This window comes from Nodosilinea sp. LEGE 07298 (genome assembly GCF_015207265.1).
GTDB lineage: Bacteria > Cyanobacteriota > Cyanobacteriia > Phormidesmidales > Phormidesmidaceae > Nodosilinea.
In genome coordinates this window covers 1-13,448 of record NZ_JADEXE010000187.1, presented here as the reverse complement: position 1 = coordinate 13,448, position 13,448 = coordinate 1, and the positions used below count along the sequence as shown (strand labels likewise).

Sequence of the window (13,448 nt, the reverse complement as noted above, 5' to 3'; positions counted from 1 at the left end):
GCCCCTTGCTCTTCAGGGTCGATCTCCGAGAGGTTTGATTCTGGATGCGGTTGGATCGTCATGCCCCTTATGCTACAAACTTTTGCCCTATTCGCAATAGACCAGCTTTGTTGCGGTGACTAATTACGTACGTTCTTGCAGAATTTTGAACGAGTCCTCAATATTTGCTTGCGGCATCGGTTCATGCCCTGAGTAGCAACGCTAGTTTCAGAATAAAATTGCCAATGTATTTTTTAGTAAGTTCTGCCATTCATTTACATAAACTTTGCTGCCCTATACCAATTTTGAAGCAGGAGTAAAGTCAATATATTGCCCAAAAATAGATAATGCTTAAATATCCGACTTTGGTGTTCAAGATAACAGTTTCTGGCTGAACGATTTGATCAAAAAACAGTCCGAAAAAATCCTGACCACCTGCTGGAGATCTAAACATTTCAACTATCCAAAGGTATAGACAATCAAAAATCAGCTCACTTTTCTTTAGAAAGAAAAGCGGCAGGAGTAACTATCTAAAGGCATAGATCTGTCGAAGCTAAGGTTGTTTTGCCAGGAAAAGAAGCACAGCCTCATCAACCATTCAAAAACATAGGTTTGCTGAAGTTCAGATTGCTTGGTGAAGAGGAGATTTGCGATCGCATCAACTATCCAAAGGCATAGATTGCCGTAACTGCCCCCTGAGCGGAGTCGTTGGCAAAGCCGTCCTAGAGGGGCCAGGGACGGTTTGTGAAAGAGCTGGGCTGTCTCCCTTCGGGAGGCATTCCACGTTGGCCACGCCTGCCGCAAAGCTTGCAATTTCGCTCAGCCAACGAAGGGCCAGGGACGATTAATGCCAAATCCTAGTTGTTTACCCTCAGTTGGTTAGGGGCAAACGACCGTTTGCCCCTACGGCATACCTGTTGTGATCCAGGGATTTTGAACTCGGACTTGGTATCAGACCAGTTGGCCAACTTATTCCGTAGAGTGCTAGGAACAAGGCTTTGATTGAACTCACGTTTTCAGGGTAGGCATCCTGCCTGACCGTAGACAGCCGAAACGGCTAATCGGTAGTAACGGCAAAATTGGCAAAATCGGCGTAGACATCTCGGGGGGTTGCCCAAGACGGATCGCCGCCGCCAAAAAAGGTCGAGAAAAAGAGGCCGTCAATCTTTAAATCGGTGGTAGAGCGAAAGACTAAACCAGACTGATCGATCACCTGTTCTCCATCGACCCAAACCTGAATTCGCCCATCAGCCGCTGGAGGACTATTTAGGCTAATGGTCTGCTTCAGGTGGTGCCACACGCCTGGCTGAAATCGCCAAGAGCCTCGACCAATAGAGTCTCCATAGCCTTCGCTCGTGGGCAAATAGGCATACATTTCGCCATCCCCGTCCCGACGCCACATAATTCGGGTCGAAAAGGCGTCTGTGCCATCGGGAATATTACCGCCGCTGGCCCCAGTACCCCCGTAGAGGCCAGGGAGTTTGCCGCCTTTGACAAAATCAAAATCTTCAGAAAAGCGCACAAAATAACTCAGCGTTAGCTGATCTTGATCAGGAATGGGCAGGTTTGCGTAAAACTGAGCACCCCCGATCGCCGCCCCCGACGCTCGGGATACAGAAGGACTGGCGGAACCGGCAGGATAAGTAACCCGCATCATCTTTTCAAAGCGCCGATCGGGGTCATCCATGACGACAATGTTGCTGTCTAAACCCCACGACTTGTCATTTTGTCGACCCCACTGATCTAGCCAATCGGGGGCAGCTAGGGAACCAGCCCAGCTGATGGAGCTAGTGGGGCTAGTTGAGGTTGTAGGTAAGCTTAGACTGGCCTGAGGATTTGATTGAGAAGTTGATTCGGCGCTACAGCTACTCAGGCCTAATAAAACCGACACGGCGGCTGTGGTCAGCAGAGATGCAGAGTTCATAGAACAGGCCCATGACGGGTTCAGAGGAGCAGTCAAATCCTGATGGATGCATCCTAACTAAGGGGCCAGGGGATACGCGCTGACAAACAAGATGGCGGCTTGATTTCACACAAACATTAACGCGGCTTCACAATTGGATGGGGCCGTTTTACCTATTCATGATTACAACATCCGGCTTCGATTACCCCGCTATGAAAACGGGGCATTTGGTAGGGGCGAACGGTGTTTGCCCTGCTCAATTGGATTACCAAGCCAGATCGGGTGTTGCCTGCGATCGCAGCAATCGGCTAAAACCGTGATTCATACTCAATTAAAAAGATGTTATCTCCGGCCAGGTTGGTAGTGCCTCGAGCCCGAATCTGGTTGCTGAGACGGTAGGACAGTCCATACTGAGGCGGTTTGCTGTTGCTAAGAATTTCCAGCACATCCACACTGGCGTTTTCACCTAGGGCAAAGGAGGCTTCTACGCCAATGCCAATGCCCACGGTGCTTTCGGTAGCGGTGTCAGTAGTCGGAAAGATGCTGAACGATCGCAGGCCAACGGTATCGGCAATGCGATCGCCAAAGGTTGCGATCGACCCCGCCCCCACAAACCCAGCTAGCTGCGTCAGCGATGCGCCATAGACATTGGTGACCACGCTACTGCCCAGCAGGGCGAGCAGGTCTTCTTGGCTGCGGGAGGGGCGACTGGTCAGCGTCAGCAGCTCGCCCGCCTGACCGGGGGTGGCGCTATCTTGCAGGTCACTGACATAGCCGTAGGCGGTGGCAAAAACGGAGACAAACTCCACTTCGCCAAAGGTGGTAATGCCTGAGGGCGCAGTAATTTCAGCACTGTTAAACGGGTTTACCTCAGTGATTTGGGCCACATCGGCGTCTTGCACCCTGGCCCGCATGCGCACGTCTAAAAACGGGTCAAGCCCAGCTTCAGGAGAGAACGTAGCGGTATTTTCGGCATCTTGTACCAGGCGAAACTGGGTCGAGAACAGATTGATCCAGCCGCGATCGAGGGTTATCACGCCGCTAGGCCGCAGGTCCGTCAGCGTACCGTTGACCTCGACATTCCCTGAAGCGGTGATGTAGTAGAAAGGCTGGCCCACGATTACCAGATCATTGCTTAGGTTCAGGTCTAGGTTACTCAGCCTGACTCGGCTCAAGGGGCCATCCAGGCTGGCCTGATCTACCTCTGGTAGGTCAAACCCGTCGATCTGAGCCCGGTACTCCTCCACATACTCAGGCAGCGGCTCTGTTACCAAAGGATCCTCTGCGTTGTCTTCAGGCACTTCCAGATCAGCCGCCGGTACCGCTTCAAACCGCCCTAGCAGGTCATTGGCTCTCAGCACGCCGTCCCCCACCTGCACCGTGCCGGTCACAACCGGGTTAAGCAGAGATCCAACCACCAAGACGTTGCCGTCCAGTTCCGCTTCGACAAAGTCTTCGTAGTCAATATCGACCTGGTTTAGGGCAATGGCCAACCCCTCGGCCGCAGGCACTTGTTTCGTCGCGGCCAGGGCGGTGGTCGCCCCCTGGATGGGCAGCCGTCCTGCGATCAAAATCTCGCCGCCGCCGTAGTTAGCCCGCAGCTGCTCAACCAGCACCTGGTCGAGGTTAAATCGAATGCTGCCGGTCAGATCAGTCACCGGCTCTGACAGCGCCGTACTGACAAGTACGCCATTCTGAAATTCGGCCTGCCCCACCACCGCCGGCTCGTCTAGGGTGCCGCCAATTTGAAGGCTCACGCGGCCCTGCCCCCCCTGCCAGCCGAGCCGTTCATCGGTGACCAAGTTCAGCAGCTCTAAGCCCTCGTTTTCTAGATTTACCTGTACGCTGATCGCTTCGCTGTCGGGCTGCACGGCCATAAATGGCAGAGCGTAGGGAATCTCTCCCTGTAGGGTGACTTCGGCGGGGGCGGCTACCACGGCAGCCCCATCAAAGCGGAGGCGGGCATTGTCGTAGGTGAAGTCGAAGGCCACCGACTCTAGGGGTTGTTCGTTCAGGCTAGGGTCAATCACCGCCAGGTCGCCGACCACAGTGGGGTTGCTCAGGCTGCCGTCCAGGGTGGCCGTCAGCGCCAGTTCACCGTCGGCCTCTACCGGAATATCGACAAACAGCTCCGCCAGTTCTACCGGCACCCCGCTCATCTCTAGCTGGCCATCGAGATTCTGCAAACTGCCGTCGCCCACAAAGCTAATTCGAGTATCGTCGGCCTCAAACAGCAGAGGGGCAATGTCGAAGCTCCCCTGGTCGTAGCTGGCCGCCAGGGTAAAGCGGTTGCAGCGATCTCCCAACCCAGGGTCAGCCGCGTCGAGGGGTTCGCCAAACTCAATTGTTTCGACGACGGCGTTCGGCTCCACTGCATTCTGCTCTGGCACTACGGCCTGGTCACAGGTAAGCAGGTTGCCCCAGGTCCAGTTTTGGCCCTGAATATCGGCCTGGGCCGCAATGGCGTCGGCAGCAAACCCATCGCCCTGCAGGGTGACGGTGCCGCTAAAGGTACCCCGCAGATCGGCCAGGGCGGGCAGGGCTAGCTCGGTGTCATCGGTCTGCCGTTCGTAGCGGGCCAGGAATAGGGCAAAGGCCTCTAGCTGATCTAGAAAGGGCGCTGGAGGCAGACTGGCGTCGTTTAGGTCGAGCACCTCGGCCCCAAACCCGGTCGCCGTCTCGCGGGGCAGGCCAATATCGGCAAAGGTTTCCCAGTTGAGGGTAGCCAGCAGGTCTTGCCAGTTGCCCGATGCAATGTCGATTTGCGCGTAGTATTCGGGGGTAGGGGTGCCTAGATCATCCAGCCACCCGGTGACCAGATAGCGGCTATTGTCAAAGACTAGGGCGGCATTGGCCAGATCAAGGCGGCCATTGGTGTAGGTAAACTGGGCCTCTAAACTCTCAGCCACCAGGGTATCGAGGGCGGGGTTCAAAATGCTGGCGGTGCCCTGAACAGAGAGATTGTCTAAATCGCTCAGGTTGGCGGTAATGGTGCCATCGAGGGTGCCGCCCAGGGGGCCAAGGTTGGCGACGGGTGTAATACCAAAGGCATCGATGGGGACGTTCTCGACGGTGGCGGTAAGCTGCTGGTTGACCACCTGGCCCACGGCAACGGTATCGCCCAGGCGAATGTCAAACTGGCTGGGCCGCAGGTTTTCATCCAGGGTGGCAAGAATGCGTTGGTCGGAGACCGGCCCCAGAGGGCCTTCGCCCCTGCCCCGCAGCGCGATCGTGCCGCCCTCAGCCAGGGAAATATCCACCGGGCCTGACAGCTGAGACTCAAAGGCCGTGGTATCGAGAGCCAGATCGTTGACCAGGGCATTGCCGACCAGGCGCAGGTTGCGCAGGGGACCCGTGATCTGGCCCTCAAAGCTAACTATCCCAGACGGGTTGAGGCGATCGCGAAGGTTTTCTGGCGCGAGCTGAGCCAGGCGGCTGAGCCTGTAACGGTTCACCTGCACATCTAGATCGACCGGGCCAATTGGGTTAGCCTCTCCCAAATTGGTCGCCACAAACCCGCTGGCCACCACCCCAGGGGCCAAAAACTCCTCGACCTGAATGCCGTTGCCCGCCCAGCGAAAGTCGGTTGTCCAGTCGCCCGGCTCTAAAAGCGAAGGGGCACCGGGGGCAACGGTGAGCTGAGCGTCGGCAATTTGAGCGGTGCCGCTGGCCTGCAAGGCCTGCAGGGACAGATTGTCTAAGCTACCAGCGGCGGTCAGGTCGGCAGTCAGCAGCCCCTGCACCCGGTCGGTGAACCGATTCACCGGCAGGTCGGTGGTATCGATCTGGGCCGTCCAGGTGCCCTGATCGAGCAGCACGATGGCGGTGGCGTCGAGGGTGCCCTGCTCGACCTGAAACTGGGCGTTGTCGACCACCAGGGTGTTGTCTTGGTAGGTCAGCTCGCCGCTGCCGGGGTAGGTGGCCTCGGGCAGTCGAAACTGGAGCGTTGCCAGCGGGTTTTCGAAGGTGCCCTGAATCTCTCCCTCAGCCAGAACCGAGCCCAGGGTGGCCTGGTTAGGCAGCGACACACCATACCTTGCGGCTAAAGCATCCCCCGGCAGGTCGGCTTGCAAGTCAAATTCAAAGGCAGGGCTGCCCTCGGTGGCCAAATCGACCTGGCCCGCCCCGGTAATAAAGCCCCCCTCGGCTGGAACCACCCGCAGTGTTTGCAGATCAATCTGTTGTTGTGTAGCGACAAAGCTAGCGGTCAGGGTTTCGAGGATTACTTCGTCGAGCTGTACCAGACCCTGGTTTTGCAGCTGTCCTGCCAGGCGGGGTTGGTCAATGTCGCCGGTTAGGGTGCCGTCAAAGCCAAACTCCCCAGCCGCCTCGATGGGTAGCTCAACCTCCAGCAGGTCGGTCACGGTGGCGATCGCCACCTCCGGAATCTCAACCGCCAGGTCATAACCATCGTCCAGATTCACTGTACCGGCTGCGGTCAGGGAAATCTCATTACCCAACTGCAGCTGAGCACTGTCTACAACCACCTGCTCGCCCCGAAACCGCAGCGTGGTGTCGATGTCGGTAATCGGGGTAGGCAGCTGGGCCACCAGCACCTCGCCGTTGCGCAGCCGGGCGGTACCTCGGGCCTCGGTGAGGAAACTTTCGGACTGCGATCGCAGCTTCAGCACCAGATTGCTGTTTAGGGTGCCGCCGACAATGCCCAGCGACGGCGGCAGAAACAGGTTAAACCCGACCGTGGGCAAATCGTTAGACCGCAGGGCGACATTATAGGCCTGCTCCTCCAGCAGCCATTCCCCATCCACCGCAAACTCGCCGTCGCCGATGCGGCCACTGACCTCAAACAAAATCTCCTGCAGATCTTGCTCAGCAGGGCTGATAAACTCAGCGCCAGCGTTCAAGTCGGTGATTAAAATAGCCTCGGCTTCGACCACCGCCTGGTCGCGGGGCAAATCTCTAAACACAGAGGCGCGCCCGCCCTGCACCTGTACTTCTACCAGCTCTAGCTCGACTGGACCTCGGGTTTTGTCTTCTTCTGGGTCGGGCAGGGTGAGGTCAACCCAGCGACCATCGGCCGCCTGCACCAGCTCAATATCCGCATCAATAAAGGTCAGGCTGTAGCGCAGGCTGCGGCTAAACAGCAGGTCGGGCCAGCTAAAGGTGACGTCTACCGCCTCTGCCGTCGCCCCCGTTGCCACCACATCGGTGGGCGGCAGCCTCGATGGCCCCAGGCGCAGCCCGTTCCAGGTTAGCCGTTCAAAATTGCCCAGCTCGAAAGGGCGATCGAGACTTTCTTCCAGGGCTGTCTCGACCCAGGGAATCAGGCGAGCGTCAATCAGGTTATCGCCCCATACCAGCAGGGCTACGCCGCCCACCAGGGCTAGCCCCCCCAGCCCTGCTCCCACCTTTAGCAGGGTCGGCAAAATCCGACGCTGGTGCCTGTCCTGGTCAGGACCAGGCGGCGGGCCGCTAGACTGAGTCATCGGGATCCTCGGGTTTAGGGTTGATAGGGGTAGACCCTACCCAAAAGTCACATAAACCCTACCGGTGATTAGCGCTATAAGCAAGTCCCCCTTGGGGAGACTTGACTCTTTTGAACTCTTATGGATTTCTTATCGTTATTGCTTACCCTTTAAACTGCTGAGGCGACATCTGGAAACTAGTTTCCTAAATGGTGGGCAGTGCCCACCCTAGGGCGGCTACAGGTGCTGGACTAAAGCTGATATCTTCTTTCCCAAAGATCTCTATTAGAGAAACTGCTAAAGAGTTGATGCACACCCTTTTCCCTGAGGTAAGCCATGAGCAACTACACCCCCACCGAGCTGCAAACCCTGGTCAAAGCACCGATGATGACCGGGCTGTCGGTGGCCATGGTTGATATGGGCATTGTGTCTACGGCAATTGAGGCCGCCGCCATGTCGAAGCAGATTGCTGGGGCCGCCGAAAAATATCCCACCAATTCCGTGATTCAAGCGGCTTTCTCAGATGCCGCCCTCAAGAGTCGCGATCTCAAATTCGACAAGCCCGACGTTAAGCCCGAAGACGTTAAGTCTGGGGCCATGATCGACCATGCGATCGCCGATATCAATGCCGCCCTGGCCTTGGTGGCAGGCAAAGCCAGCGATGCCGAGGTGGCCGAATACAAACAGTTCATCTACGACTGTGGTGCCGCCGTGGCCGCCGCCGCTGGGGAAGGACTGTTTGGGACTGGCAGCAACAAGGTCAGCGCAGCTGAAGCCGCCGCTCTGGCCAAATTCAAAGCGGCCCTGGGCATTTAGGATGGCTGTAGGGCCGGGGGACATCGAGTGATTCTCCTGGCCCATGTCAAAGTTTGCCTACGAATTTGCCTCTAAAGGAGAGTGTTATGACTTTTACCCGCTGGTTGCGGCGATTAGCGCCCCTAATGGTGTGTCTCGTGCTGCTGGTTACCGCTTGTTCGTCGGCCCCCTCTAAGTATGACCAGGTGCAAAAAGACACGACTGGGTTTGGTTCCCCAGCGGCAGTCGACAAAAAAGCTGAAAAAGGCGGTACCTTCAACGCCTTTTTCCCCGGCGATCAGGGTGGCTATAAGGTGATTCCCTACCAGGAAAAGAAAGGCTTCGCCGAGTACAAGCTCGAACAAGACGGCAAAGCCCTGGCCATGCTCACCATCAGCGACACCACCAGCATTCCAGCCTCGGCGGCAAAGTATAGTACTGCTACCGAGACCGTCAGCGGCTTTCCGACCGTAGATCAGGGCACTACCGCCACCGGGGTACTGGTAAACGATCGCTACCAGGTCAAGGTGCTCTCCCGCGACCCTTCCTTCACCAAAGCAGACCGGGTGGCCTGGCTGCAAAAGTTTGACCTCCAGGGGTTGGCTCAGCTCAAAGGGGCGATTAACCCGGTGATTACCCCCACTGTGGCATTGCCCGAATCACCTACCACCGCTACACCGGCTGCCCCAGCCCGCCCCAAGGATGGCTTTAAATTGCCCAGGGTGCAGCTACCGCGCCCTTCTCCCAGCCTGCAGCCTGCCTCTTAGGAATGTGGATTTATTCAAGTGAAATTCTTGGGTAGGGGCGTAGGCGTAGCCAATCCATAGGCTTTACGGTTGTTCGCCTTCACAGAGAATCCAACCGTTACAGGTTATTTAATCCACGATCTTTAGCGCGTCAGCAGACTAATAGCAATAACGTCAACCGCAGAACCAAGGGCAGAAATAAGGAGTAAATTGTGAGCAAAAAAATCTACGAAATTGTGGACAAGCTCCCGACCGGGGGCCTGACCGTGCGGGCACTCAAAACCCTCGACACCGTTGTACCCGGCCAGTGGAACAACCTGGTGGGCTTTGACAACACGATCAAGACCGTGACCGGCGAAACCGACGAGGCTATGGTGCAGGCGATTGGCGAACGCGCGATCGCCCTCTTCAACGACAAAAAGCAGGGCTACCAGAGTGCCCTCTGGCTCTACCACACTGTCGACTCGGCGTCAGGCTTGCTGGGGGCAGCGGCGCTGGCTAACCGGATCGGCCAGGATACCTTTCTGGGCTTTCTCAAAAACCTGTCCCCCAAGCCCGAAAAGGCCCAAACCATCGACCTGGCCGTTAAGCTGGTGACCGAAGTAGTGGCCTTCTGCAAAATTAGCGGCATCCCCGGCGACAGTCTGGGCGACTTTCTCGCCGCTCTGGGCGACTACAGCAGCGAGTCGCTGGTGCGGATGGCGGCCCTGGTCAGCTTCGACGGCATCATTCCCCTGGGGGCCGACTTTTCGACCAAAGCGCTCAACGCCATTAAGGGCATGGGGCCGGGCGATCTCGACAACAACCAGACCTTTAAGGGCGTTAAAGCCGAAATTCCCGGCGGCAACGACAAGGCCAAGCTCTCCTTTATGACCGAGAGCTTTGAGTCAACAAAGGGCTGGATGGACCACTTTGTGCGCGACCACAACATCACCCAAAGTGGCCTGGTTGATAACCTGGGCGGCTTTATCGAAGGCTCTAAAAGTAAGCTCGACTACCTGGGTGCATTTCTCGACATGTCGGTGAAGTACTACGAGCACACCGGCACCCAAACCCTGGCCCGCCGCCTGATCGAGCGCGCCGTCGCCGAGATCTAGGCCTGGCTCAAACAAGACCATCCTGTCGGGGCAAACGCCGTTTGCCCTGCTAAATCGGGGTACCTTGGGCCTACGTCACTCGGCTAAAGGCGATCGCCGCCGCAATGATTAAGCTGAGTAATGCCAGAGGCACCCAAAGGTCATTTGCCATCATCATGAGGCTACACCGTGTAGAGCGTGGGGTGAACTGCCATGACTGTATCCGACCGAGTGATCTTTTTACAGGAGCGCACCCCCCTTGCCCTGCTGCCTGCCATCACCCTGGTTCCTCTGGCCCGTCGTTTAGAACCGATGACCCTGGCGGCAGGCGAAACGGTGGTCGAGGCCGGGCAAAATCCCCAGGGCCTGTACATTGTCTGGCAGGGCAAGCTCGAAACCGAGGCTGAGCTAAACGGCGTTAGCTTTTTGCCCGGCGCGGTCATCAACCTAGAGGCGCTGCTGCTGGAGCAGCCCGTCGAGCAAACCATTCGCACCATTACCGACAGCACGCTCTGGTTTGTCGATCGCGCCCAGTTCCAGGCCCTAGTCGAGCAGTACCCCGGCATTCTACAAACCTTTACCCGGCAGCTGGTAGACGCGATGAAGCGGCTGTCGTTTCAGTTTGATTTAGAGCAGGAGCGGCAGGGAATACTGCGCCCGTATTTGGTCGCCAAAGCCCGGCGGGGGGTAATTGGCCGCAGTCGGTACGGCGATCGCCTGCGGGCCGAAATTCGCGAAGCGGCCAGCCATCGTCGGTCGGTGCTGATCTTTGGCGAACCGGGGCTAGAGAAAGACAACCTGGCCGCCCTGATTCACTTTGGCTCCTCCCAGCGACGGCAGCCTATTATCAAAGTTGACTGCGGTCAGCTGCAGGCCAGCGGGGCCGATCTATTTGGGCGATCGGGCGGCAGACTGGGCCTACTGGGGGCGATCGGGCAGGGCACCCTGGTGCTCAACAACCCCAACGAACTCGATGCCGACCTGGTCAAACCCGTGGCCCAGTTGCTCAAAACGGGTCAGTATCGCCCCGTAGGCCGCAATGGTAACGCCCCTCTCGTCACCGCCGAGGCCCGAATTATATTGCTCTCCGAGCAGGGGCTACCCGTTCTCAACGATGCCGTAGACGAAACCATCAAGGTGCCGCCCCTGCGGGTGCGCAAAGCCGACCTCGAAGACTGGGTCAACTACTACCTGTCGTTGATCTGTCGCCGCCGGGGCACCGGGCGCATTTCAGTGACCCCCGAAGCGATTCGTCGCCTCCAGTCCTACGATTTTCCCAACAACCTGCGCGAGCTAGAAAATCTGGTCGAGCGGGCGGCAGCCCAGCTATCGGGGGGCGGCCTGATTACCGAAGAAATTATCTGGCCCGCCCAGAGCAAAAAGAAACAGCTGCGGCTAAATTTGCTCAACCGTTATCCCAACCTGCGGCGGTTTTTGCGCAGCCCCTGGTGGCCCGATCGCATCAACTACGGCCTTACTCTGGGGCTGTTTGCCGTCGTGATTGCGGTGCTTTGGTTTGGCCCTCAGCAGCGCGAAAATAACGTAGCGCTCACGGTGTTTTGGGCCTGGTGGTGGCCCCTGGTGCTGCTCAGCTTTCCCTTTGTAGGGCGGCTGTGGTGCGCCGTGTGCCCGTTTATGATCTACGGCGAAGTCACCCAGTGGATTTCGCAAAAGCTATTTCCGGGCAGGCTCAAACGCTGGCCCCGCCAGGCCGCCGATCGCTGGGGCGGCTGGTTTTTGTTTGCCCTGTTTGCCCTAATTTTAATTTGGGAAGAGGTGTGGCATTTAGAAGATTCCGCCTATCTCTCCGCCTGCCTGCTGCTGCTGATTACCGCCGGGGCGATGATCTTCTCAGCCCTGTTTGAGCGGCGGTTTTGGTGCCGCTACCTGTGCCCCATCGGCGGCATGAACGGCATGTTCGCCAAGCTCTCGATCACCGAGCTGCGGGCGCAGCAGGGCACCTGTTCAGCCGAATGCACCACCTACCAGTGCTACAAAGGCGGCCCCGCCAAAGGCGAAGGGCAGGAAACCAACGGCTGCCCCCTCTACTCGCACCCGGCCCAGCTCGAAGACAACCGCGACTGCGTGCTGTGTATGACCTGCCTCAAGGCCTGCCCTCACCGCTCGGTCGAGCTTAACCTGCGCCCCCCCGGCATTGAGCTATGGACCACGCACCGGCCCCGCGCCGCTGAGGTGGCGCTGATGTTTCTACTGCTGGGGGCCGTGTACCTGCACCGCCTGCCCGAGCTAGAGGCCCGCTTGGGAATCGATTTGCCGACAGGTACCACGCTAGGTCACAGCCTGGTGTCCCTGGGAATTTTGGCGCTGCCTGCCCTGCTGCCGCTCACTATAGAAGGCGGGCAGTGGATCTGGCGAAAATCTCAGGGCTTAACCCCGCGCCCGGTGATCAGGCTGGCCTACGGCTATTTGCCTCTGGTATGGGCGGCTAATTTGGCCCACTACCTGCGCCTGGGTCTGGGTGAGGGTGGTCGTATTTTGCCGGTATCTTTAGCCACCTTTGGGGCCTCAGGGATAAATCTGCCGGTTTGGGTTGCCCACCCCGCAGTGGTAGCCTTTCTGCAGGGTGCAACGCTGCTGTTGGGTATGGCGCTGTCGGTGTGGCTAACCACTAAAATTTGTCGTCAGTCTGGCCCGCAGCGCTGGATTCAGCACGCCTGCACAGGTCTGCTGGGGCTAAGCCTGTGGTGGCTGATCCCAGGGTTTTAGAGGGCTAAAATTAGGGTCGCTGCCTCATCAATGCCGCTGTCAATTTCGCCATGGCTGCCATGTAAAGTTTCAGTATAAATTTGGCCCTAAGTAGTGCCCCCCACAGTCACCCCCAGCCAGAGCCTGGTAGGTTACGGCTTAACCAGGACGCACCGAGTCTCAAGTGTTTACCCCTCTAGTTTCGTTTCGTTAGTTTCGTCACCTTGCTCCGAGTTCCTCTTCATCGGTTTCGCCCATGTTCCAGGAAAGCTCGCTGGACTTTAAGCTGGTTCAACGCGTTTGTTTGCTGCAGCAGGCCCTTGATCAAGCTAAAGAATCTATAGAAGACATGCAGGAGCAGGTGGCCAACCACCAAATGCTCCAGGCCCACCTGGCCCAAACAGAAGAGTACTCCAACGTTCAGCAGAAAATCATTGTCAACCTGAAGCAGCAGCTAGAGGCCAAAGACCAGTGGCAGTACGAGGTGCTTGAACAACTTCTGGTGGGTGTTAAGAACCTGGTGGCCGACCAGCAGCTGGAGCTAGAGCGACTGCGGGTGCGAATTCACCAGGGCCAGGCCGAGGTGCAAGACTACCTGGTCAGAATTAAGAACCACTACCAGAGTCTGGCGGTGGGCCGATCGCCCCTTCATGACCTCGATTTGAACTCTGAGGTGATGATTGCGCGATCGCTGACCGTTAGCCTCAGCAGTAAGCTCCAGGCCGCTCAGCAGCACATTCAGCACCTCGATAACACCCTCACCCGCCACCAGGTTACCCTGGCCCGCATGCAGGCCTACGTCAATGGCGCTGGTGTAGGC

General features: G+C 57.6%; 7 protein-coding genes. 5 read left to right on the top strand and 2 right to left on the bottom strand.

What is annotated here, in order from left to right:
* Positions 1-1,036: 1,036 nt before the first annotated feature.
* Complete coding sequence (locus IQ273_RS21820; RefSeq protein ID WP_194025272.1) at positions 1,037-1,903, bottom strand: polysaccharide lyase; 867 nt, start codon at positions 1,901-1,903, stop codon at positions 1,037-1,039.
* 287 nt (positions 1,904-2,190) lie between these two features.
* Positions 2,191-7,326 carry a translocation/assembly module TamB domain-containing protein gene (locus IQ273_RS21815; protein ID WP_194025271.1) on the bottom strand — a complete coding sequence of 1,712 codons (5,136 nt, stop codon included), beginning with the start codon at positions 7,324-7,326 and terminating at the stop codon, positions 2,191-2,193.
* Positions 7,327-7,641: 315 nt separating this feature from the next.
* On the opposite strand from IQ273_RS21815, the gene IQ273_RS21810 reads away from it, so the two are divergent.
* The 5 genes from IQ273_RS21810 to IQ273_RS21790 all read left to right on the top strand — a co-directional run.
* A complete protein-coding gene (locus IQ273_RS21810) occupies positions 7,642-8,121 on the top strand; it encodes a hypothetical protein (protein ID WP_194025270.1) in 480 nt (159 codons plus the stop codon).
* Between the two features lie 86 nt (positions 8,122-8,207).
* The gene (locus IQ273_RS21805; protein ID WP_194025269.1) at positions 8,208-8,867 is read left to right on the top strand and encodes a hypothetical protein; all 660 of its coding nucleotides are present in this window, start codon (positions 8,208-8,210) and stop codon (positions 8,865-8,867) included.
* Between the two features lie 191 nt (positions 8,868-9,058).
* Positions 9,059-9,943: a hypothetical protein gene (locus IQ273_RS21800; protein WP_194025268.1), complete on the top strand. Its 885-nt coding sequence runs from the start codon at positions 9,059-9,061 to the stop codon at positions 9,941-9,943.
* A gap of 192 nt (positions 9,944-10,135) precedes the next feature.
* Positions 10,136-12,649: a cyclic nucleotide-binding domain-containing protein gene (locus IQ273_RS21795; protein ID WP_194025267.1), complete on the top strand. Its 2,514-nt coding sequence runs from the start codon at positions 10,136-10,138 to the stop codon at positions 12,647-12,649.
* A gap of 235 nt (positions 12,650-12,884) precedes the next feature.
* Positions 12,885-13,448: hypothetical protein (locus IQ273_RS21790; protein WP_194025266.1), on the top strand; the 564-nt coding region annotated here is incomplete at its 3' end.

Coding starts and splice junctions, on each gene's coding strand:
- IQ273_RS21795 (WP_194025267.1), top strand. CDS start 10,136: ATGACTGTATCCGACCGAGTGATCTTTTTACAGGAGCGCACCCCCCTT.
- IQ273_RS21820 (WP_194025272.1), bottom strand. CDS start 1,903: ATGAACTCTGCATCTCTGCTGACCACAGCCGCCGTGTCGGTTTTATTA.
- IQ273_RS21805 (WP_194025269.1), top strand. CDS start 8,208: ATGACTTTTACCCGCTGGTTGCGGCGATTAGCGCCCCTAATGGTGTGT.
- IQ273_RS21815 (WP_194025271.1), bottom strand. CDS start 7,326: ATGACTCAGTCTAGCGGCCCGCCGCCTGGTCCTGACCAGGACAGGCAC.
- IQ273_RS21810 (WP_194025270.1), top strand. CDS start 7,642: ATGAGCAACTACACCCCCACCGAGCTGCAAACCCTGGTCAAAGCACCG.